The sequence below is a fragment of the Plantibacter sp. T3 genome (assembly GCF_902506515.1).
Lineage (GTDB): Bacteria > Actinomycetota > Actinomycetes > Actinomycetales > Microbacteriaceae > Plantibacter > Plantibacter auratus.
This window is the reverse complement of record NZ_LR733286.1, coordinates 166,227-185,584: the sequence shown is the minus strand read 5'-3', so window position 1 is coordinate 185,584 and position 19,358 is coordinate 166,227. Positions and strand designations below refer to the sequence as shown.

At 66.9% G+C, this 19,358-nt stretch carries 23 protein-coding genes; 11 read left to right on the top strand and 12 right to left on the bottom strand.

The window, feature by feature from the left end; all coding sequences use genetic code 11:
* Nucleotides 1-85: 85 nt before the first annotated feature.
* Nucleotides 86-1,351: a GNAT family N-acetyltransferase gene (locus GV015_RS00900; protein WP_159875946.1), complete on the top strand. Its 1,266-nt coding sequence runs from the start codon at nucleotides 86-88 to the stop codon at nucleotides 1,349-1,351.
* Between the two features lie 37 nt (nucleotides 1,352-1,388).
* Here the strand turns inward: GV015_RS00900 and GV015_RS00895 are convergent, their stop codons facing one another.
* Nucleotides 1,389-1,634 (bottom strand): hypothetical protein, encoded by a 246-nt coding sequence (locus GV015_RS00895; RefSeq protein WP_159875944.1) that lies wholly within the window; start codon nucleotides 1,632-1,634, stop codon nucleotides 1,389-1,391.
* 378 nt (nucleotides 1,635-2,012) lie between these two features.
* Here GV015_RS00895 and GV015_RS00890 point away from each other — a divergent pair, with 378 nt between their 5' ends.
* Nucleotides 2,013-2,588, top strand: coding sequence for a hypothetical protein (locus tag GV015_RS00890; RefSeq protein WP_159875942.1), 576 nt, complete (start codon nucleotides 2,013-2,015; stop codon nucleotides 2,586-2,588).
* A gap of 27 nt (nucleotides 2,589-2,615) precedes the next feature.
* A complete protein-coding gene (locus GV015_RS00885; RefSeq protein WP_159875940.1) occupies nucleotides 2,616-3,368 on the top strand; it encodes an SDR family oxidoreductase in 753 nt (250 codons plus the stop codon).
* A gap of 3 nt (nucleotides 3,369-3,371) precedes the next feature.
* Here the strand turns inward: GV015_RS00885 and GV015_RS00880 are convergent, their stop codons facing one another.
* Nucleotides 3,372-3,872, bottom strand: a complete 501-nt coding sequence (locus GV015_RS00880) for a hypothetical protein (protein ID WP_159875938.1) — start codon at nucleotides 3,870-3,872, stop codon at nucleotides 3,372-3,374.
* A 61-nt stretch (nucleotides 3,873-3,933) separates the two neighbouring features.
* Nucleotides 3,934-4,710, bottom strand: coding sequence for a type I methionyl aminopeptidase (gene map, locus GV015_RS00875; RefSeq protein WP_159875936.1), 777 nt, complete (start codon nucleotides 4,708-4,710; stop codon nucleotides 3,934-3,936).
* 111 nt (nucleotides 4,711-4,821) lie between these two features.
* Between map and GV015_RS00870 the strand changes: the two genes are divergently transcribed.
* Nucleotides 4,822-5,118, top strand: coding sequence for a helix-turn-helix domain-containing protein (locus GV015_RS00870; protein ID WP_159875934.1), 297 nt, complete (start codon nucleotides 4,822-4,824; stop codon nucleotides 5,116-5,118).
* Nucleotides 5,119-5,311: 193 nt separating this feature from the next.
* On the opposite strand, the gene GV015_RS00865 is transcribed toward GV015_RS00870, so the two are convergent.
* Nucleotides 5,312-5,770: a hypothetical protein gene (locus tag GV015_RS00865; RefSeq protein ID WP_159875932.1), complete on the bottom strand. Its 459-nt coding sequence runs from the start codon at nucleotides 5,768-5,770 to the stop codon at nucleotides 5,312-5,314.
* Between the two features lie 31 nt (nucleotides 5,771-5,801).
* Entirely contained in the window at nucleotides 5,802-6,434 is a 633-nt protein-coding gene (locus GV015_RS00860; RefSeq protein WP_159875930.1) for a hypothetical protein, read from the bottom strand.
* Nucleotides 6,435-6,795: 361 nt separating this feature from the next.
* On the opposite strand from GV015_RS00860, the gene GV015_RS00855 reads away from it, so the two are divergent.
* Nucleotides 6,796-7,752 (top strand): alpha/beta fold hydrolase, encoded by a 957-nt coding sequence (locus tag GV015_RS00855; RefSeq protein WP_159875928.1) that lies wholly within the window; start codon nucleotides 6,796-6,798, stop codon nucleotides 7,750-7,752.
* 436 nt (nucleotides 7,753-8,188) lie between these two features.
* The gene (locus GV015_RS00850; RefSeq protein WP_159875926.1) at nucleotides 8,189-8,665 is read left to right on the top strand and encodes a GNAT family N-acetyltransferase; all 477 of its coding nucleotides are present in this window, start codon (nucleotides 8,189-8,191) and stop codon (nucleotides 8,663-8,665) included.
* Nucleotides 8,666-8,740: 75 nt separating this feature from the next.
* Here GV015_RS00850 and GV015_RS00845 read toward each other — a convergent pair whose 3' ends face one another.
* The 5 genes from GV015_RS00845 to GV015_RS00825 form a co-directional block, all read right to left on the bottom strand.
* On the bottom strand, nucleotides 8,741-9,421 hold the full coding sequence (locus tag GV015_RS00845; RefSeq protein WP_371416525.1) for an NADPH-dependent F420 reductase: 681 nt from the start codon (nucleotides 9,419-9,421) through the stop codon (nucleotides 8,741-8,743).
* A 77-nt stretch (nucleotides 9,422-9,498) separates the two neighbouring features.
* Nucleotides 9,499-10,086, bottom strand: a complete 588-nt coding sequence (locus GV015_RS00840; RefSeq protein WP_159875922.1) for a TetR/AcrR family transcriptional regulator — start codon at nucleotides 10,084-10,086, stop codon at nucleotides 9,499-9,501.
* Between the two features lie 4 nt (nucleotides 10,087-10,090).
* Entirely contained in the window at nucleotides 10,091-10,906 is an 816-nt protein-coding gene (locus GV015_RS00835) for a CPBP family intramembrane glutamic endopeptidase (RefSeq protein ID WP_159875920.1), read from the bottom strand.
* 371 nt (nucleotides 10,907-11,277) lie between these two features.
* A complete protein-coding gene (locus GV015_RS00830; RefSeq protein ID WP_159875918.1) occupies nucleotides 11,278-12,255 on the bottom strand; it encodes a hypothetical protein in 978 nt (325 codons plus the stop codon).
* A gap of 165 nt (nucleotides 12,256-12,420) precedes the next feature.
* On the bottom strand, nucleotides 12,421-13,530 hold the full coding sequence (locus GV015_RS00825) for a DNA alkylation repair protein (protein ID WP_159875916.1): 1,110 nt from the start codon (nucleotides 13,528-13,530) through the stop codon (nucleotides 12,421-12,423).
* 278 nt (nucleotides 13,531-13,808) lie between these two features.
* Between GV015_RS00825 and GV015_RS00820 the strand changes: the two genes are divergently transcribed.
* The 3 genes from GV015_RS00820 to GV015_RS00810 all read left to right on the top strand — a co-directional run bounded on the left by GV015_RS00820 (nucleotide 13,809) and on the right by GV015_RS00810 (nucleotide 15,661).
* Nucleotides 13,809-14,633: a class I SAM-dependent methyltransferase gene (locus GV015_RS00820; RefSeq protein WP_236555271.1), complete on the top strand. Its 825-nt coding sequence runs from the start codon at nucleotides 13,809-13,811 to the stop codon at nucleotides 14,631-14,633.
* A 52-nt stretch (nucleotides 14,634-14,685) separates the two neighbouring features.
* Nucleotides 14,686-15,213, top strand: coding sequence for a hypothetical protein (locus GV015_RS00815; RefSeq protein WP_079003398.1), 528 nt, complete (start codon nucleotides 14,686-14,688; stop codon nucleotides 15,211-15,213).
* Nucleotides 15,214-15,319: 106 nt separating this feature from the next.
* Nucleotides 15,320-15,661: a hypothetical protein gene (locus GV015_RS00810; protein WP_159875914.1), complete on the top strand. Its 342-nt coding sequence runs from the start codon at nucleotides 15,320-15,322 to the stop codon at nucleotides 15,659-15,661.
* A 112-nt stretch (nucleotides 15,662-15,773) separates the two neighbouring features.
* Here GV015_RS00810 and GV015_RS00805 read toward each other — a convergent pair whose 3' ends face one another.
* Both GV015_RS00805 and GV015_RS00800 read right to left on the bottom strand, forming a co-directional pair.
* The gene (locus GV015_RS00805) at nucleotides 15,774-16,532 is read right to left on the bottom strand and encodes an MmpS family transport accessory protein (RefSeq protein WP_159875912.1); all 759 of its coding nucleotides are present in this window, start codon (nucleotides 16,530-16,532) and stop codon (nucleotides 15,774-15,776) included.
* 118 nt (nucleotides 16,533-16,650) lie between these two features.
* Nucleotides 16,651-17,151 carry a DUF2510 domain-containing protein gene (locus tag GV015_RS00800; RefSeq protein ID WP_159875910.1) on the bottom strand — a complete coding sequence of 167 codons (501 nt, stop codon included), beginning with the start codon at nucleotides 17,149-17,151 and terminating at the stop codon, nucleotides 16,651-16,653.
* Between the two features lie 761 nt (nucleotides 17,152-17,912).
* Here GV015_RS00800 and GV015_RS00795 point away from each other — a divergent pair.
* Together GV015_RS00795 and GV015_RS00790 are read left to right on the top strand one after the other, a co-directional pair.
* Nucleotides 17,913-18,449 (top strand): hypothetical protein, encoded by a 537-nt coding sequence (locus GV015_RS00795; RefSeq protein WP_159875908.1) that lies wholly within the window; start codon nucleotides 17,913-17,915, stop codon nucleotides 18,447-18,449.
* Nucleotides 18,450-19,274: an ATP F0F1 synthase synthase gene (locus GV015_RS00790; RefSeq protein ID WP_159875906.1), complete on the top strand. Its 825-nt coding sequence runs from the start codon at nucleotides 18,450-18,452 to the stop codon at nucleotides 19,272-19,274.
* Nucleotides 19,275-19,358: the final 84 nt, after the last annotated feature.

Sequence of the window (19,358 nt, the reverse complement as noted above, 5' to 3'; positions counted from 1 at the left end):
CGCCCGACAGCAGGACGCTTCGCGCCCACCCGTCCTGCCCTCGCGCCGATCTCCTGCGTTCCGGCCACCCCAATAGGCTTGTCGCATGAACCTGCGCACCGTCGAGCTCGACCACACGGACCACGCCGCCCTCGACCTCTGGTGGGGTGCAGCGTCGCGCGGCTTCCTTTCGAAGCCCGACACCGACGTGGCGGTGCGTGCCGAGCGGCGTCAGCTCCTCGTCGGCAGCTCCATCCTCGGGGTCTACGACGACACCGCGGCCGAACCGCTCGTCCCCGTCGGCACGCTCGGTTCCTTCCCGACCGCACTGTCGATCCCCGGCGGCACCGTCCGCGCCCTGGCCATCACCGAGGTCACCGTCTCGACCTCCCACGAACGTCGAGGGATCGCCCGGTCACTGATGGAGAACCGACTCCACCACGCGAAGGCCACCGGTGCCGCAGTCGTCGCGCTCACCGCGAGCGAGGCGACCATCTACGGTCGCTACGGCTTCGCCCCGGCGACCTGGGAGTTCACGCACGAGGTCGACCCCAAGCGCGTCGCTTGGCGGGGTGCGCCGCCCGCCGGCCGCGTCCACACGCTCGACCCGCGCTCGCTCGCCACCGTCGCGCCCGGGCTGTTCGAGCGCTCCCGCGGCACCGGCGACATCGACCGCGGGGTCGCGTGGTGGAAGCAGGCCCTCCGTGAGGTGACCATCCGCCACTTCAGCCACGGTGAGGGTGACACGCTCGCCCTCCGCTACGACGACGCCGACGGCGAACCGCAGGGTTACGCGCTCTACCGCGTCGGCGAGGAGTGGGGGACGATCGTCGTCGACGACCTCGTCGCCATCACCCCGGAGGCCCGCTACGCGCTCTGGCGGCACCTGACCGGGATCAGCCTCACCACGAAGGTCACCTTCCACCAGGCTCCGACGGTCGAAGCCATCCAGTGGCGACTCGTCGACCGTCGCGCCGTCAAGACCACCGCGCGAGCCGACTCGCTCTGGCTCCGGATCGTCGAAGTGCCGACCGTGCTCGGCGCGCGCCGGTTCACCGTCCCCGGGGCGTCCGAACCTCGCGAGCACCTGCTCGACGTCGAGGACGCGCTCGGTCTCGCCGGTGGTCGGTTCGCGCTCCGCATCGATGAGCACGGTGCCGCGGTCGCAGAACGCCTCGGCGACGTGCCGGAGTCGGCCGACGACGACGCTGTGCGCCTCACCATCAACGAGCTGTCGGCCGTCCTCCTCGGCGGCCCGCGAGTGTCGGCGCTCGCCGAAGCAGGCCTCATCACCGGGACATCGGAGGCGGTCCGAGCGCTCGACCTCGCCTTCGCGACGGAGCAGGCGCCCTTCCTGCGGACGCACTTCTAGGGGCTACCCGCCAAGGTGATATAGCTCGGCCGATCGATCAGGGAGCGGTTGCGCCGAGGAGGATCGCCGCGGCCGGGAGGGCGAGCAGCATCATCCAGCCGGTGATGACCGCACCGACGAGGCCTGCCAGGAGGGTGAATCCTCCGATGGTGGCGGCAAGGGTGCGGAACAGCTGGCGTTGCTCGTCCGGGATGCTGCGACGCAGGGTGCGGGGAAGTGCCGCGAGCTGCGGGCGTGGGGTGGGGATGGAGCCGGTGGTGGCTGGGTGCTGCAGGGTCGTCATCGGGGTCGGGTGGTTCCTGGTCGGGTTCGGATGGGAGGCGCGCTTCGGGAACGGCTGATCGGTCGGTCTCAGATCTATATCTCGAAGTGCAGATTTGTTATACACCGTGGTAGACGTGCCTGCAACTCGTCGGCGGCGCACACGCTTGACGCCGCTCCACAGGCGCCCGATCCGCGCTCGCCGCGTCATGCCCACCAACTGCCGAGCCGTCGACCGGCTCCCGATCGATACCGTCGCTGCAGCATCGCGACGGCCATCGTCGCGACACACGGCCAGACAGGAGTATGCGTGGACACGATCCCGGATGAAATGACCACCGATGCGCGCGCGGAGGCGCCGCCAGGGCGCCGTTCCAGGTCTCTCGGGCGGCGCTCGACCATGGCGATCGTCGTCGCGGTGGTCGCTCAGCTGAGTGTGTTCGCGCTGGTGATCGTCGCCTGCACGGGACAGGTCGGGGAGCCGCGGGGTGATCGTGTTTCGGCGGTGCCCGAGCCGCCGGTGATCGACCCGAGCGCTCCTCAGCGCGACGACGAGCTTCCCACCCGAGACGAGGTGTTCGCCGTGGCTGCAGACCTCCTCGGGCAGATGGTCAACGCGGCGACGGGTGGGCAGCCGTTCGCGTTCTCGCCCCAGGCCTCGGAAGCGCCCTGCACCAGTCTGGCGCCGTCTGGTCGGGCCACGAAGCTGGCACGCATGGCCGTCGAGGTCGAGCTGCCGGTCGGAACGAGTCGCGCCGTGCTCGTCGATCTCATCAACGGGTACGCGCCGCCGCTCGAACTCGCGGCCGACTCGGACGAGTTCCGGTCGGAGCTGATCGTGCCCTCGTACGGCGAGCTGGAGCTGTCGACGCAGCTCCGCGACGACGCCATCATCTTCGAACGGGGGCTCCGACCCGATGCCGACGTGCTGCGGATCACGGTCGAGAACGGCTGCTTCCTCCCGCCGATAGAGTGACATCCGTCGAGCAGAGGGGAGTGTCGCATGAAGATCGTCGTCGCAGGAGGCAGCGGGATGGTCGGGCGACACGTCGTCGCGGTGGCCCAGGAGCGCGGACACGGGGTGGTCGCGCTGTCGCGTGCCGCCGGCGTCGACCTCGCAACCGGAGCCGGACTCGCGCAGCAGCTGGAGGCCGCGGACGTCGTCATCGATGTGACGTCGACGGCCACGCAGTCCGCCCAGCAGTCGCGCCAGTTCTTCGGGGCGGTCACCCGCAACCTGCTCGAGGCGGAGGGCGCCGCAGGCGTGCCCCACCACGTCGCGCTGTCGATCGTCGGAAGCGACAAGGCGCCCTTCGGCTACTACGCGGGCAAGGCGCTGCAGGAGGAGATCGTCAGCACCGGACGCATCCCGTGGACGATCCTGCGCGCGACGCAGTTCCACGAGTTCGCGCAGCAGATGGTCGAGCGGTTCCGCTTCGGGCCGGTGACGATGGTGCCGACGATGACCTCGCAGCCGGTCGCCGCGCGCGAAGTCGCCGAGCGCCTGGTGGAGCTGGCCGAGGGCGAGCCGCAGGGGCGCCCGGCCGATCTCGCTGGCCCCGAGGAACTGCGGATGACCGCGATGGTCAAGGCCTACACTGCGGCCACGGGCATCCGTGGCCCGGTTCTGCAGATCCCGCTGCCCGGCAGCTTCGGCAAGGCGATGCGCGACGGCACGACCCTCGCCGGGCCAGATGCGCAGCGCGGCGTGCAGACGTTCGCGCAGTGGATCGACGGGCTCAGCGCCGCTCGCTGACCTTCAGCTCCGCTGAGCCGCCCGGACGTCCTGCATGAGTCGAGGCGTGCGCCATTCGCCGATCCGCTTGAACCACACGGACGGTGGGTAGGCGAGCCGGACGACGAAGTAGTTCACGTACTCGATGACACCCAGGAGCCAGACGAACGGGATGCCGATAGCCGCGAAGGGATGGGCGGGGAACCAGACGATGATGCCGACGAGTCCCGCGAGTAGCAGTACCGCGTCGAGCACGCGGAACCCGCGATAGGTGGCGGCTAGTCCAGGAGGCATGGTGCCCTGCTTGACCCACCGCCGGGCGGCCAGCCAGTAGACGCCGGCCTGCACGAGGATCACCAGCAGCGGTACGAGGGCCGACCAGAACGCGAGCGCATCGGTCGGCTGTTCGAGCAACGGCAGCATGGAGACGAACGCGACCCAGACGAACACGAGGGCAGCGAACAGCTCGCCGAGTCCGAGGCTCAGGTACCGGCCCCGGAGGACCGTGCGGCGATCATCGGTCATGTCACCAGCCTAAACACGGTGTACCGGGCCGATCGAGTCCGCTCGGCGGACCCTCAGGTGCTCAGAACGTGACGGTCGGCAGCGTCATGATCTCGGCGCCGTCCTCGGTGATCGCGATGGTGTGCTCGCTGTGGGCCGTGCGGCTGCCGGTCACGCTGCGGAGGGTCCAGCCGTCGGCGTCGGTGACGAGCGTGTCGGTGTCGGCCATGACCCACGGCTCGATCGCGAGGAGCAGGCCTGGGCGCAGCTTGTAGCCGCGGCCGGCGCGACCGTCGTTCGAGACGTGCGGGTCCTGGTGCATCGTCGTGCCGATGCCGTGGCCACCGAACTCCATGTTGACCGGGTAGCCGGCGCCACGCAGCACGGTGCCGATCGCGAAGGAGATGTCGCCGATCTTCGCACCCGGTTTGGCGGCTGCGATGCCGGCGGCGAGGGCCTCCTGGGTGGTCTCGATGAGCGCGAGGTCCTCGGGGGTCGCCGTGCCGACGACGAAGCTGATGGCCGAGTCGGCGGCGATGCCGTCGAGCAGGACGGCGAGGTCGAGGGTGAGGAGGTCGCCGTCGGCCAGCGTGTAGTCGCGGGGGAGGCCGTGCAGGACGGCGTCGTTCACGGCGGTGCAGATGTAGTGGCCGAAGGGACCGCGACCGAAGGAGGGTGCGTAGTCGACGTAGCAGGAGACGGCGCCGGCCTCGAGGATCATCGCTTTGGCCCAGCGGTCGATCTCGAGGAGGTTGGTGCCGACCGTCACGCGGTGCTTGAGCGTGTGGAGGATGTTCGCGACGAGCTCGCCGGTGCGACGCGCCTTCGCGACCTCGGTGGGGGTGAAGATCTCGATCATGCGGGGCCCTTCCATCGGCGTGCTGCGTTCGTGGTGCGGTGGTGTTCGTGCCGCGAACGGCGCTCGACCAATAACTATACCGGTCAAACTATCCCGTACTACACTGGGCGCATGGTCCGCCTCCCGCTCACCCCCTCCGATGTCGAACGCGGTCAGCGCCTCGGTGCGCTCCTGCGCGAGGCCCGTGGTGAGCGTTCGATGCTCGACATCGCCCTGGATGCCGGCCTCTCGCCGGAGACGCTGCGGAAGATCGAGTCGGGCCGGGTGGCGACGCCGGCGTTCTCGACGATCGCCGCCATCGCAGAGGTGCTCGGCCTCTCCCTCGACGAGGTCTGGGCAACGATCAGCCCTGCGCGACGTGACGCCGCCCAACCCGCCGAACGCCTGCGCGAGCGACTCGTCTCCTAGCTCCCCGGTCGCTCCCGTTCCCTGAGCTTGTCGAAGGGCCCGCGCAATCCCGCGGCCGTGTCCGCCCGACGTGCCGCGCCGGTCCCTGAGCTTGTCGAAGGGCGCGGGAACCGGACATCCGCGCGGCAGCAGGACGCTCGCGGCCCATCTGTCCTGCTGCAGGGCGGTACTCCTGCTGTCAGGAGGACGATCGCTACTGCGTGTCGCTCGTCGTCGGTTGGACCGGGCGGGTGAAGACGTTCTCGCTGATCTTCGTCCAGTCCTCGGCGGGGTCGAGCGCGGTGTCGACGACGGCGTCGGAGAGCACCGTGTACTCGTTGACGCTGTCGCTCATGCTGACGCGGTCACCGCTGCCGCAGGCCCGGAACGGTTCGGTCTCCGCGAAGACGATGATGCAGATCCGGGACTGACCCTGCTCCGTCGCCGACGCGAGGAAGATCTCCGTGTCGCCTTGGACGGCGACGAGTCGGGTCGAGTCGGCGTCGATCGTGAACGGGTCGTCGCTGCCGGCTCCGATGGTGCTCGCCGGGAGCCGATCCTTGTCGGCCTGGTCGCGCTCGAGGTCCGCGTAGCTCGTCACTCCGCCGGTGCAGGCGCTCAGTCCGCCGGCGAGTGTGAGTGCGATGAGTCCTGCTGCGATGCGTCGATGCATGTGACGTCCCCCGATGTCGATTCCCGACAGCCTACGACTCCTGCCCCCGGACAGCAGCCGCGACGGCCGACTCGCGGCTGGCGAGGGCGATGGCGACGATCCCGAGGAAGACGGGGCCGACGACACGGACCCACCCGTCGAGGATGACGATGATCGGGATGAAGAGGGACACGTTCGAACCCGCCGCCACGACGATGATCTGCTGGACGACCCACGATGCTGCGGTCACCGCCACGACCCACAGCGGCGCGAGGTTCCACGGGCGGGGCACGGTTCCGGCGCGCGCGATCTGCGTCGTCGCGATGGCCGCGAGCACGAACTGGACGAGCAGGTCGATGTAGCCGAAGCTCAGGAAGGTCTCGACGGCGGCCGGGATCGTCGCCAGACCGCGGACGAACGAGCTGATCGTCATCCAGACGCCGAGCGCGATGAGGGCACCGGTGCCGAGCGGACGCCTCGCGGTCACGCTGCTGGAACGGTCCGAGCCGATCGCGAACAGGGCGATCGAGCAGACGGACAGGAGTGTTGCGAGGATGCCACCGGTCGGCCCGAGGAACGACCCGATCTGGACGAGTGGGCCGAGGAGGACCGACCCGACCAGAAGCGCTCCGGCGACGACCCACACCTGCTTGGACCCTGACGTGACTGCGTTCGTTTCCCCCATGGGCGCCCAGTCTACGGACGGGCCTGTTTCGCTTCGCGGATCCCCGGTCCCTGAGCCTGTCGAAGGGCGAGCACCTCTCCCCGGTCCCGGAGCCTGTCGAAGGGCGGCGCACCTCTCCCGGTCCCTGAGCCTGTCGAAGGGCGGCGCACCTCTCCCGGTCCCTGAGCTTGTCGAAGGGCGGCGCACCTCTCCCGGTTCCTGAGCTTGTCGAAGGGCGCGCACCTCTCCCGGTTCCTGAGCTTGTCGAAGGGCGCGCACCTCTCCTGGTCCCTGAGCTTGTCGAAGGGCGGCGCACCTCTCCCGGTTCCTGAGCCTGTCGAAGGGCCTGCACGCAGGACCCGAGCTGTGTAGCGTGGCTCGGATGACCGAGGAGCTAGCCGACCTGCACACCACCGGTTTCGTCGACGTGGATGGCGGTGCGTCGATCTTCGTCGAGGAGTCCGGTACCCCCGACGGCGTCCCCGCGCTCTGGCTGCACGGCGGCCCCGGCGGGTCGCTCGGCTCCGGTTGGTACCGCTCGCACTTCGACCTGTCGCGGTACCGCCTCATCGGCATCGACCAGCGCGGGAGCGGCCGCAGCCTGCCGAACATCGTGGACGCCCGCGACCAGCTCGACGGTCACACCACGCAGCGACTCATCGCCGACATCGAGGCGGTGCGAGTCGCCTCGGGTGTGGAGCGCTGGGTCGTGGCGGGGGTCTCGTGGGGCACGACCCTCGCGCTGGCCTACGCGCAGGAGCATCCCGATCGGGTGATCGCGCTGGCGCTCGTCGCGGTGACGACCACGAGCCGTGACGAGGTCGACTGGATCACCGAGGGCGTCGGCCGCGTCTTCCCCGAGGAATGGGCGCGATTCGAAAGTGACAGCGGCCGGCGGGAGGGGGAGCGGGTCGTCGAGGCCTACGCGCGTCGTCTCCGGGAGGGCGACGCGACGGACCGCACACACGCCGCGACCGCCTGGGACCGCTGGGAGAGTGCGCACGTGTCACTCGACCACCCCGAACGCGTCGGCCAGCTGTTCGCCGACGCGACCGTGCGCGAGGCGTTCGCGACGCTCGTCACCCACTACTGGAGTCACGACGGCTTCCTGACCGGCGACCGGGCGGTGCTGTTGCGGATGGACCGCATCGCGCACATCCCCGGCGCGCTGGTGCACGGCCGACGTGACATCAGTGGTCCGGCCGTGACCGCCTGGCGCCTCCATCAGCTGTGGCCTGCGAGTGAGCTGACGATCGTCGAGACCGAGGGCCACGGCGGCGCCGAGGAGAGCGCCGTGCTGCGTGCGGCCCTGGACCGCTTCGTGGCGCTGGTTCCCTGAGCCCAGCCCCGCTGCCTGGCCCTACATCCTGTCCCTGTGCGTGTATGCGGACCCTGCGCGCCTAACCGGTCCCTGAGCTTGTCGAAGGGCGCTCGAGCACCTCGACAGGCTCGGCGAGCGGAGCCCGGCCCCGGGTCACTTGGCTAGCGGCGGCGGCCTCCATCTCGGACACCATCCCGCTCCCTGAGCCTGTCGAAGGGCCCACGAGTCCGCCCTTCCCGCTCGGAGGCTTTCGTCCGGGCGGGCGTCCTTCGTGTGCACTTCGACAAGCTCAGTGACCGTCACTCGGTTCCGGGTCACTGGTGCCTCGGCGGTCCCTCCGCTCGAGCCACCCTTCCGCTCCCTGCCCTTCGACAGGCTCAGGATCCGCCTGTCGAAGGGCACCCCGGACTCACCACGTCCCAGCCATGACAGCGGCCCGTGGCACACTCGACCCATGGAACCCGAGGTCGTGATCCGCGTCGCCACGCCAGCCGATGCCACCGGGCTCGCGGAGCTGAAGCTCATGATGTCGCCGCCGGCCGCTCCGCTCGCCGACTGGGAACGGGTGCTCTTCGCCCACGACCTCGTCTCGTGGATCGCGGTCGACCCCGACTCCCGGGTGTGCCTGATCGCCGAGGTCGACGATCAGCTCGTCGGCATGGCATGGCTCGTCGTGTTCTCCCGCGCACCCAACATCGGCGCACTCCGCCGGCTGACGGGCGACGTGCAGAGCGTCTTCGTCCGCCCGGAGTTCCGTGGTCGGGGCATCGCCGGTCGCCTCGTCGACGGCCTCCTCGATGCCGCCCACGCTCGCGACATCGGACGGGTCTCCGTCAGCTCGAACGACGCGGGTGCGCCGGTCTACCGCCGTGCCGGGTTCGAGGAAGCCCCGCTGCTCCTCGAATGGCGGGCCGACCCACCGGGCCGCTGAACGACGAATCGCCCCGAGTGGTCGCTCCAGGACCTCCTGGACGACCACTCGGGGCGATTCGCGATGCGGCGTGACTTACATGTCGCGGTAGCGCTTGGCCTCGGCGACGAGTTCACGCAGCTTGTCGGCTTCGACGTCCGGGCCGTAGCCGGGGGTGTCGCGCTGGATGCGCCATCCCTCGGAGAGCGCACCGATGTCGAGGGGCTCGAACCCGAAGGAGTCGATGAGTGCGGCGACCGTGGCCTTCGCCTCGGCGTCGTCACCGGCGATGACGAGGGCCCGGCGGTTCGGGGTGCCGGACGGCTTGCCCTTGGTGGTGAGGTCGGCGGCGTAGATGTGGTTGAACGCCTTCACGACCTTCGACTCCGGCAGGTGCGCCTGCAGCATCTCGGCCGTGGTGGTCGTCTCCTCGTCGAGCTCGGCGATGTGGCCGTCGCGCTCGGGGTAGTAGTTGTTCGTGTCGATGACGACCTTGCCCGCGAGCGGTGCGACGGGGACGGTGTCGATCGCGTGCAGCGGGATGGTGACGATCACGATGTCGCCGCGCTCGGCCGCGTCGAGGGCGGTGCCGGCGGTGGCGTGCTCGCCGAGCTCCGAGACGAGGTCGGTGAGCGTCTCCGGTCCGCGCGAGTTGGACACGATGACGTCGTGACCCTGCGCCACCGCGAGGCGAGCGAGCTGAGAGCCGATGTTTCCTGAACCGATGATTCCGATGGTTGTCATGTTCAGGGGAACGGCGGGTGTGGGGTTGGGCATTCCTGCTCCTGGCGATTCTCAGCGGACGTTCAACCGCGATTCCCGAGCTGCGTCCCCGGGCCGTGCCGTGCGTCTGGTCAGTCCGGAGCCGCGACGCCCAGGAGCGCGCCGATCGCCGCGTCGAGTCGGGCGCGGACCTCGCCCTCCGGCTCGGGGGCGTAGGTGAGCTGGGAGGCGACGCCGCCCGCGAGCGCCCAGACGGCCCAGGCGGCGGTGTCCGGTTCGACCCACGCGGGGATCTCGCCCTCAGCACGCCCGCGTGCCACGAGCGAGGCGATGAGGCCGCGGAGTCGGGTGTCGCTCTCGGCGATGGCTGCGGCGATGTCCGGGTCGATCAACGCGACCTGCGCGAACACCTCGCCCTGGCGGTGTGCGGCTCGGCGTGGCTCGTCGAGTGGGAGGACGCCGATGAACAGGTCGACGAGCCACCCGCGCAGGTTCGGGCGGCCCGGTTCGCCGGGTGGCAGGGGTGCCGAGGTGTCGCGGAGTCGGGTGAACGCCGCCGCCACCATCCGCTGCTTGCTCGGGAAGGCCTTCTGCACGGAACCGAGCGAGCAGTCGTCCTCACTCGCGACGGCGCGGAACGACAGTGCGCCCAGGCCGGACCGCGCGACGATCCGCAGCGCCGCATCGGCGAGTTGGGTTTGGCGCTCGGTCAGGTCCACGTTCTCAGGGTAGGGCTGGGGCGTCGGTCGTCGCTGCGCCGTCCGGCCGCGAGGGCGTTCGGCGCCCGAGGAGCGCCGCGTAGCCGACCATGACGACGCAGGCCGCGCCGAGTCCGATGAGTGACCGGCTGTCGGTCGCGTCGCCGCCGATGAAGCTGACGAAGTTCCAAGCGGCGTGCCAGGCGATCGCGGGCCAGAGGCTGCCGGTGAGCACGAGGAGTTGGGCGGCGACGAGGCCGAACAGGGCTGCGAACGCCACCTGCAGGATGGAGGATCCGACGTCCGCGCCGCCCGCAAGGTTCGCCAGGTGCAGGACACCGAAGAGGACGGAACTGCCGACGACAGCAGAGCGGGTGCTGCGTGCGCGGAGGATCGCGAACACGATGCCGCGGAACCAGGTCTCCTCGTTCAGCGCAACGGCGGCGACGAGGACTCCATACGCCGCGATGGTCGGTGCGTCGACCCGGATGCCTTGGGCGCGGAGGATGATCAGGACGGTGGCTGCCGCCGGGACGAACCAGAGTGCGGCGCGCGCTTGCCGCGGACGCCGGAAGCCGTAGTCGCGGACTCGAGGCGGCGACAGGCGCATGACGACCAGGCCGAGGATCGCGGAGACGGCGGCCCCGGCGGCGAGCGTGAGGGCTGCTCCGGCCTCGCTCGCCCCGGAGAGTTGCGCTGCTGCTGAAGCGCCGGCCGTGAACACCACGGGGACGAGCGCGAAGGCGATGGCGGCGACCCACGGTGCGCGCACGCGCCAGCTCGCGATGTGGTGGTTGCTGACCCGGTCGGGTGTGGAGGCGGTGGAAAAGAAAGTCGACACACGGATAGAATACATCTGTATTCCGGTGTCGACCGCAGACGCCTTTGGTGTCGTGATTGATTCGGCCGCCTGGCTGCCGCTCGCGGTCTCGTCGAGGCGCAGCCCGGCTCTTGCTGGAGCGCCGTCCACGCACTCGAACTCCGGGGAGTCGATGCCCGACGACAGCCTGCAGGATGCGGCGCGGGGTGGCGTCAGCGGAGAGGATTGATGCCCGACCACAGGCTCAGGGTGCGAGAGCTCGGCGCGTTGCTCGCCTCACGGCTCAGGCGGCAGTAGCTCGAACGAGAGCGGCTCGGTTGCGACGCCGTCTCTGCGACTGCAGGATTGTGGCCGACCCGACCCGGCCAGTCGTGCTGGGTTGGATCGGGGCGCTATGGCTTGGACACCATCTCGCGCCGTCTTTGAGCCTGCTTGGTCTTGGTGATTGCCCTGACCTGGTGAGGATAGAGTACCCGTGGATCCCTGATCAGGTCGTCCAGTGATATGGCGCCGCTGCGCCACTTCCACCACGCTACCGCGACAATTCTCTCGTAGTGTCCCGAGGGCAGATGCTGCAGCAAGCGGAAGGCTAGCTCGTCACCTGTGTGCAACTGTTGCCGCATGAGTCGGGTGCGTGGCGCTGTCGATGCTGCTGGCGCGACAGCAGACCAGCCAATAAGCCCCCGCAGCTTCTGGTTCGCTGGACCGGTCCATTCTTGTTCGATGCTGATATCTCGGAGCGTCTGAAACAATCTCCAGTGGATGGCCTCCGCCGCCTTCGCGTCTTCGTTTACGGTCGTGACTGAGTGGGCGAGAGCGCCCGACTTCTGACGTCGCCAGCGTCTACCTTGTGCGTCGCTGAACGTGATATGTCCGGCAGAGGAGAACTCCGGATCAAATAGCGATGCGCCGAAACCTGAAACGTGGAAAACTCGCCGAGAATTTGGGCCAATCTCTCCAGGCATGAATAAGGTAACTCCTGGTAGGAAGTAGCGGGGCGTGTGAAGTACGAGTTCGTGTACAGGGGCGTCGGATCTATTCTCGACGATAAGTACCTCACCCCAGCACGAATCGAGTCCCAGATGTTTGTGAGCATTCGCGAGTGACAGGTCGTCCTCATAGGGAAGCGGATGCTCCGAGCACAGCTCATGCCACCAGTGAAGCTGTTCGGCTTGCGCGCGTTCAGCTGCTATGCGGGACTGCTCGCGACGTGCCCTCTTCTCGCGCCAGGTGACGATCGCGCCGGATATGGCTATCGCAAGCGACAGCACCACGGCACCGACAGTTCCGACTGCGGTGAGTTGATCGGTCCATGTCACTACATGATTCAAAGACGCAACCACTGATGCCTCAAGTTCTGGGACGCTCATAGCTGGCAACCTAGCGGCTCGAATTAGATTCGGCCAATTCCGAGGGTCGTTGCCACCAGCCTTAACGAGGTGCCGCTTATGGCCCTCTCAGGGCACCGAGACGACGGCGCTGAATCGCAAGCTCAGGGATCGGGACACGGCAACGCGGTGGGCGGATTGCCACTCTCACTCCACCGGCGGCAGCAGTTCGAACGCCAGCGGTTCGGTCGCGACCCCATTCACCTGCAGCGCGATCCCGTGCGCACCCGGGTGGTAGCGGCGGGTGGTGATCGCTCGGAACGAGTGCTCGCGGGAGAGGAGGATGTGCTCGCCGGGAGCCAGTTCGGTCGTCGTCAGCTTGAACGTCTTCGTCGTCTGCGAGCCGTTCGCCTTCTGGTGGTGCACGACGTAGTCGATCGCCAAGCGGGCCGTCTCGGCACCGGTGTTGCGAACGGTCGCGACGAATCGGACGGTGCCGCCGAACGGGATGTGGGCGCTGTCGAGACCGAACCCCTCCACCTCGGTCGTCGTTGCTTTGAAACCGAGGGCCGCGAGGGCACCCGGGTTGCCGCGCTTCGCGAGGGTGCGCAGTGCGTGGCGGACGAGCGCCGGAGTATTGGCGTCGGGGTCGGCGAGCCAACGGCCGGCAGTTGCGACGACGAGGTCGGGGTCGTCGCGGCTGAGGTCGTTGAGGTGGTCGGCGACGGAGCGGCGCACATACTCGCTCGGGTCGCGGTAGAGGGCGTCGAGGATCGGGACGGTGACGCCCGGGTTCGCGACGATCTCCCGCACGCGCACGGCCCACGGCAGGTAGGGGCGGGTTCCTTCGCTGGCGAGGCGGCGGATGTGCTCGTTGTCGGAGGTGGTCCAGGCGAGGATGATGGCGAGCGCGCGGTCGAGATCGTGGCGCAGGAGGGTGCGGATGGCGAACTCGGCGCTGAGGCGCTCGGTGAGTTCGGCGAGGAGTCGCATGGCATCGTCGAAGGCATCGGGGGTGCCCTCGTCGACAGCACGGGCTGCGACGGCGCTCGTCACCGGCCAGATCAGCCAGCCGGTGAACGCGGGGTTCGATGCGTGGGCGGTGCGGATGATGCCGGCGAGCGTCGCGTAGTCGCCCGGAACGTCCTCGAGCAGGGCGTCGCGCAGGAGGTCGGCGCGCTCGCGGAGCGCGAGACCGTCGAGGTGCTCGGCTGCGTGGGCCGTGGTGTCGAACGGGTTGCCCGGCGCGGTCTCCTGGAGCGAGCGGGTGAGGGTGCGGGCGACGGCGGTGCCGAGGAGCTCGTCTGCGAAGGGCATACGGCGATCATGGCGTGTGCCGCTGACAGGCAAGGGGTCGGGGCTGAGTTGAGTTGCTCGGATGTGTTCCGACTCCGCGCAATCTGCAACAGATCTGGGCGACTCAAGATGCTTGGGCGCCGCCACCTGTGCTGAGTCGCCCGAATGTGTTCCAACGTCGCCCGATTCGCAACACATTCGGGAAACTCAGCATGGTTGCGCCTTGCTGCGCTCGGCACTGCCGCGGAGATCACCGAGGTCGGGTCGACACCCAACCGGTCCAGTGTCAGACTCGGAACGTGACGATCGGCGACCGACAACAGCACTCCCAGCAGCTCAGCGGCGGGCTCCACGGAGCCGATCACGACCTCCTCGAACGCCTCAACGCGGCACATGCCGAAGCGCAGATGGTCGGATGGGACTTCTCTCGGCTGGATGGCGCACTCATCTCCGACAGTCCGTGGTGGGACTTCGAAACCGACTGCCTGCAGGCGCTGCGCGACTCTCGCATCGGAGCCCTGGATCTGGGAACGGGCGGTGGGGAGCGGTTGTCCGCGCTCCTGGAATCGCTCTCCCAAGAGTCCGCACAGCCGCCCGTGGTCGTCGCTACTGAAGGATGGCCACCCAACGTCCCCCTAGCGAGAGCGCAGCTCGCACCCCGCCACGTCGCGGTGCTGCAGTACGACTCGGATGCTGACGACGTCCTCGGCCTCCCTGATCAGTGCCAGGATCTGGTGATGTCTCGGCACGAGTCCTACGACGCGGCCGAGGTCGCCCGCGTCTTGGCCCCCGGCGGCAGGTTCCTGACCCAACAGGTTGACGGCTTCGACGCGCCCCAGATCCATGAATGGTTCGGGAGCGAGTACACCCACCCCGATGTCACCGTGGATGCCCACGCGGAGGCTCTGCGGGAAGTGGGGATGCGGATCGACCAGGTCGACCACTGGGAGGGATCGATGCAGTTCAAGGATGCTGTCGCCCTCGTCACCTACATCGGCCTCGTCCCGTGGGACGCTCCCGACTTCACCGTGCAAGCGCACGCTCAGCGACTCTCCGAGTTGAACGCCGCAGCCCCCATCACCGTGACGCAGCGCCGGTTCCGGGTCTACGCCACCAAGGAGTAGCGGCCGACCGGCGTTCCGCCTCCGTTCACCCGGTCGCGATAGCCTGGCGCGCATGACTGCATCGCTGACTGCCCTGGCCGAAGAACTCACGCGTCGGGGCCTCGTCGCCTCACCGGAGATCGAGGACACCTTCGTGTACGGGCTCGCCCGCTTCGACGCGATCGACGCCGAGGTCATGCTCAACGTCGACCCCGAGCCCGAGGAGCAGGAGGGCGAGCCGGAGCCGGCGGCGCTCGCCGACTTGGCACAGCGGGTCCTGTCGACGCCGACGGCGGAGTGGAAGGTGCTGCTCGACCGGGTGGCGTCGGAGATCGAAGAGGCCGTCGAGTCGGACGAAGTCATCGAGACCGCCGACCTCCGTGACGACCTCGTGCTGCGCTCGGTGATCGTCTTCATCGACGCCGTGCTGCTCTCGTTCGACGCGCCGAAGCAGTTCCCCGACAGCTCAGTGCTCGTGCAGCTCGACGCCGACCTCGCGTTCGAGGCCGTCGAGGTCGAGCCCGACGAGGACGACGAAGAGGGTGTCGAGTCGATCAAGTTCTCGACCGTCGAGGAGCTCGTGCGCCGCCTCTCGATGTGAGTGCGGCGTCGGTCGGTGAGTTCGTGCCTCTTCCGGTCCGCGATCTCGTTGCGGAGCTGCCAGTGACACGCCCATCCCCGGTCGCTGAGCGTGCCGAAGGCCTGACATGGGCACGGTGACACATGCTCTCCGGCAACCGATCCTCTGGGTGCTGCTCGCCATCGCCGCCGTCTACGTGACGGTGGTACTGCTGTTCGACGCGTTCTTCGAGGGCAGCTGCCAGGAGTCCTATCCCGCCCGGTGCCCGGTACTGGACCTGGAACCCGCAGCATTGGTCGTCACAGCGCTCCTGCTCGTCGGTATCGCGGCTGTCGCAGGCGTCCCGACTCGTCGGCCCCGTTCGCGCGCTCAAGCCGCCCTCCTGCTCGCGTTGGTCGCTGCATCGATCGTCCTGAGCGTCGCGGGGTTCCACCTCTCGTTGAGCCCGGCCTGGGAGATCCGCTACTGATCGCTGCTTCTCCGCTGGTAGCGGTTCGATTCATCCCGGACGCTCGACGACAAGACCCCACGAACCGGCCGGGGCGGGTTGGTGGGGTCCTGAACGACGACGGGCGAAGTGACTACTCGTTGAGGTCCATGCTCGAGGCGGAGCACGACGCCGAGGCGTACGCGCCGGTCGAGGTGTTCTCTGCGAGCACCTTGCCGTCGACGGTGATCTTGCAGGAGATGTCGCCCGCGTCGTCGGCTCCGTTCATCGCCATGACGTAGAAGGAGCTGTAGTCGAAGGTGCCACCGGCCTTGATGGTGAACTCCTTGGTGAAGGGGAGCGCCTGGTCGTTGGCCTGCTCGGTGCCGCTGTTGCCGTCGGTGAACGTCATGTAGGTGATCGACGACGCGGCGGACGTGCCGGTCACCTCGTAGACCACGGTGACGTCGCGGTCGGCTTCGGCGGACGATTCCGCCTGCGCGGTCTTGATGCCTTCGCTCACGGCACCGGCGAACCCGGCGGTGTAGGTGATCGCGAGGATGATGCTGAGGATCATCGCGATGAGCGACAGGACCGTGCCCGCGATGGCGAGGCCCTTCGACTTGTTCTTGAGGAAGAGGGCGATGATGCCGAGCACCAGGCCGACGAAGGCGAGGAAGCCGGAGACGAAGTTCACGAACGGGATGAACGCGCCGATGAGTGCGACGACACCGATGATGAGGGCGGCGAGTCCGAGACCGTTGCCGGTCTTCGCGGGCGGCGGCGTCGGCTGGCCGAAACCGGGCTGGCCGTAGGGGGCCTGGCCGTAGGGCTGCTGGCCCTGGGGCGCCTGGCCGTACGGCTGCTGACCATAGGGCTCCTGCGGCGACGGAGGCTGCTCGGGGTAGGACATAGTGGTCGTGCCTTTCTGCGGTGTGATCGGCCGGCGTGCTGGCGTCGGTCGGTGGTGCGGGGAAGCGAGTGGGTGAGCGCTGGTCAGTGCTGCGCGCGCGACCTGGATGCCCGGCGGGTCAGTAGGGGTACGCGATGAGGCGTCGGTTGGCGGTGTCGACCTGGGACTGCATGGTGCAGAGGTCGATGATCCACCACACGAAGGCGGCGAGGATCGCGACGAAGCCGATGCCGAAGACACTCAGCGCCCAGCCGCCCCACCAGAGCGCGATGAAGCCGATGCCGGCGCCGACGTTCCCCAGATAGAACTGATGCGCACCGAAGCCGCCGAGGAGGATCGCCAGCAGGTAGCCGGTGCCGCTCTCCTTGAGCGGACGGGCGTACGGGACCGGTGCCGGGTACGGCTGGTGTGCGTAGGGCATGGGCGCATACGCGGCTGGAGAGGCGGGTGCCCCATACTGCGGTGGTGCGGGAAGCATCGGCATAGGCCCGGTCGGAGCGAGCGGTGCGACGGCCGAGGTCCAGGCGGTGCCGTCCCAGTACTGCTGCTGACCGGGTCGCTGCGGGTTCGGGTACCAACCGGCCGGGATGTTTCCGGGCTGCTGCGGGACGAGCGTCATCGAGGTGCTTTCGGAGAGGGCATGCACCGGCGGAAGGTTCAGCGGGCAGGCAGCGAAGTCAGGTTGACGCCGTGAGGCCCCCTGTGTGTTCAGTCTGATGTCCGCACTGTGGGGGACATCAGTCCCAATCTAGGGCACGCGACCAACTTCGAAGAGGGGGGTATCCCCTGGTCTGGCATCGGAGGAGATCGGCGTTCGCTTGCGTCTGGGGCGTGCTCGGCAGACTCGTCCATGATGCGTACGGCCCGAGGGCATTCGACCGATCTTGTGGTGATCGGTCGCGTGGTCGTTCCCCGCTATCGTCGGGCGGCCGCGCGCCCTTTTGTTGGCCGTCGCCGAATCCACGTCGGAATCGTCGGCGACGTAAATGAATGGAAGTGGATACGGCTCAGGGGGAGGAGCTCACAGGCCACTGCGGTGCTGGTCCAAGGAGTCGTGCGCGATCTCAGGCGAGCCCTGCGCATGAGGGTGCAGGAGTCGGCTGGGGCTCATTCGCTAGGCAACAACGCCTGCCGCGACATCTACTTGAAACCAGCCAGACGCAACGCGGGGGCGACCAGCGATTTCGGCGCTGACGCTAAGCTCTACGTCTTCGGCAGAGCGACACCCGTGGCTCGCGCGCAGGTAACGGATCGCGAACGTTTACGACAATCGCAAACGAATGTGGCGTGAACGGTGCAACATAAGGTACGCATCCTTGTGGAACAAGACTGCGCGGAGAGTTTCAGCGATGCCCCGCAACCGGAGAATAGCCTAGAGATATGGATCGCGTTCTGACCAATCTACTGAGAGTACTTCTGACTTTCAATGCCACCTCTTTGCTCATTGTGGTCTACCAAATCAAGGATCCGTTTCTTCTACCCGCAATCGACGGGGTTCCCAGATATCTATTCAATACCGGCCTCTTGATCGTGCCTGCCCTTCTGACGTGTTTCAGTATTTTGCTCAGCTCTGGCCTCGGTAAGGATCAATTCGTCAAGGGGGATGTTGCTTCAATTGAGTACGCCAACAACTCCTTTCTGCCTAGCTATCTCGGATACTTTTTTGTTGCCTTGAGTATACCCAATCTGGAGACCTTAGTATTCGTTTATGTGATTCTATTCGTATTCACTTACTTCTCCCAGGCGCTGTACTTCAATCCGCTTTTTCTCATCTTTGGATACAAGTTCTACAATGTAACCACTTCGAAAGGTTCGGTGATCTTCTTGATCAGCAAAAAGGACTTCAGGGTCCCTTCTGATATCGCCATTCCGGACGCGCGGCGAATCAACGGATATACGTTCTTGGAGAGAAGATAAATGGACCAGATCTATGCCCGAATTAAACGACTGAGAAATTCACCTTACAGGCGAGTTGTCTCAGGCGAGAGGCTTTTTGACGTCGATGTTGCAAGCCCTGATTCCTGTTCTGAGTATGATCCGAGCACTTTACTTGACGATGGTGAGTGGTACAAGATATCTGGGTTCAGGGAACGCGAATTCTGTTTGCCAGTTCTCCGTGAATCACTGACATCCGCAGATGTGCCCGAACTTGCGAAGGATCAGTTCGAGAGCATCGCCTTTTTGATGTCGGTCCAGGATGGGAAGTACTTCTTTCAACGAGTTCGACCGAGCGCGCTACTGCGTCGCAAATCGATCGTCTTTGGAGATGCCGCGGTCCTTGAGGAGCCTTCGAACAGAATTGTGATCAATCCACAGCCTGATGCGATCTACCTTCCCGATCAGAACGCTCTACTGTTCCGGGAGCTCGCTGCTGTGTCGTCGATTTTCGCGGGTATTGACGCCTTGTACAAGGAGGCCACGGATGATCAAGTCCAGGAGTTCCTCGACTCCACATTTATTGCTTCTGAACTCGAACCGTCCGGTGTATCAAAACCAAATCGGAAGCGAATTGCACTTGCGCTAGACACGTTGAGTAGGATGTCGGAATTTGACCTCGCCAGCGTTTTTGCTTACATTGGCGACTATAGCAACGGAAGGCTTCAGTACGATCCTGATGCAGGCGCTTTCTCGATCGAGAATGACGACGATCTGAAGGTCCTCGTGTATGGCATCGAGCAGCGTTTCTACACTACTTTAGTCGGATCTGAGAAGCGCTTGGCAAACTCCATTGTTCGAATGTAACCAGTGAACTGGCTTGCTTTGAGACCGCAACTCTGGGCATGCAAAGCACGGCGGTTTCCTGCCTTGTTTTGATTGTAGGAAGAG

What these genes read in the sequence shown, in the direction of transcription:
- GV015_RS00855 (WP_159875928.1), top strand. Translation starts at nt 6,796, where the DNA reads ATGACCGAGGAGCTAGCCGACCTGCACACCACCGGTTTCGTCGACGTG.
- GV015_RS00800 (WP_159875910.1), bottom strand. Translation starts at nt 17,151, where the DNA reads ATGACGCTCGTCCCGCAGCAGCCCGGAAACATCCCGGCCGGTTGGTAC.
- GV015_RS00825 (WP_159875916.1), bottom strand. Translation starts at nt 13,530, where the DNA reads ATGCCCTTCGCAGACGAGCTCCTCGGCACCGCCGTCGCCCGCACCCTC.
- GV015_RS00885 (WP_159875940.1), top strand. Translation starts at nt 2,616, where the DNA reads ATGAAGATCGTCGTCGCAGGAGGCAGCGGGATGGTCGGGCGACACGTC.
- GV015_RS00810 (WP_159875914.1), top strand. Translation starts at nt 15,320, where the DNA reads ATGGGCACGGTGACACATGCTCTCCGGCAACCGATCCTCTGGGTGCTG.
- GV015_RS00880 (WP_159875938.1), bottom strand. Translation starts at nt 3,872, where the DNA reads ATGACCGATGATCGCCGCACGGTCCTCCGGGGCCGGTACCTGAGCCTC.
- GV015_RS00850 (WP_159875926.1), top strand. Translation starts at nt 8,189, where the DNA reads ATGGAACCCGAGGTCGTGATCCGCGTCGCCACGCCAGCCGATGCCACC.
- GV015_RS00890 (WP_159875942.1), top strand. Translation starts at nt 2,013, where the DNA reads ATGGCGATCGTCGTCGCGGTGGTCGCTCAGCTGAGTGTGTTCGCGCTG.
- GV015_RS00815 (WP_079003398.1), top strand. Translation starts at nt 14,686, where the DNA reads ATGACTGCATCGCTGACTGCCCTGGCCGAAGAACTCACGCGTCGGGGC.
- GV015_RS00845 (WP_371416525.1), bottom strand. Translation starts at nt 9,421, where the DNA reads ATGCCCAACCCCACACCCGCCGTTCCCCTGAACATGACAACCATCGGA.
- map (WP_159875936.1), bottom strand. Translation starts at nt 4,710, where the DNA reads ATGATCGAGATCTTCACCCCCACCGAGGTCGCGAAGGCGCGTCGCACC.
- GV015_RS00790 (WP_159875906.1), top strand. Translation starts at nt 18,450, where the DNA reads ATGGACCAGATCTATGCCCGAATTAAACGACTGAGAAATTCACCTTAC.
- GV015_RS00865 (WP_159875932.1), bottom strand. Translation starts at nt 5,770, where the DNA reads ATGCATCGACGCATCGCAGCAGGACTCATCGCACTCACACTCGCCGGC.
- GV015_RS00870 (WP_159875934.1), top strand. Translation starts at nt 4,822, where the DNA reads ATGGTCCGCCTCCCGCTCACCCCCTCCGATGTCGAACGCGGTCAGCGC.
- GV015_RS00830 (WP_159875918.1), bottom strand. Translation starts at nt 12,255, where the DNA reads ATGAGCGTCCCAGAACTTGAGGCATCAGTGGTTGCGTCTTTGAATCAT.
- GV015_RS00895 (WP_159875944.1), bottom strand. Translation starts at nt 1,634, where the DNA reads ATGACGACCCTGCAGCACCCAGCCACCACCGGCTCCATCCCCACCCCA.
- GV015_RS00805 (WP_159875912.1), bottom strand. Translation starts at nt 16,532, where the DNA reads ATGTCCTACCCCGAGCAGCCTCCGTCGCCGCAGGAGCCCTATGGTCAG.
- GV015_RS00795 (WP_159875908.1), top strand. Translation starts at nt 17,913, where the DNA reads ATGGATCGCGTTCTGACCAATCTACTGAGAGTACTTCTGACTTTCAAT.
- GV015_RS00900 (WP_159875946.1), top strand. Translation starts at nt 86, where the DNA reads ATGAACCTGCGCACCGTCGAGCTCGACCACACGGACCACGCCGCCCTC.
- GV015_RS00860 (WP_159875930.1), bottom strand. Translation starts at nt 6,434, where the DNA reads ATGGGGGAAACGAACGCAGTCACGTCAGGGTCCAAGCAGGTGTGGGTC.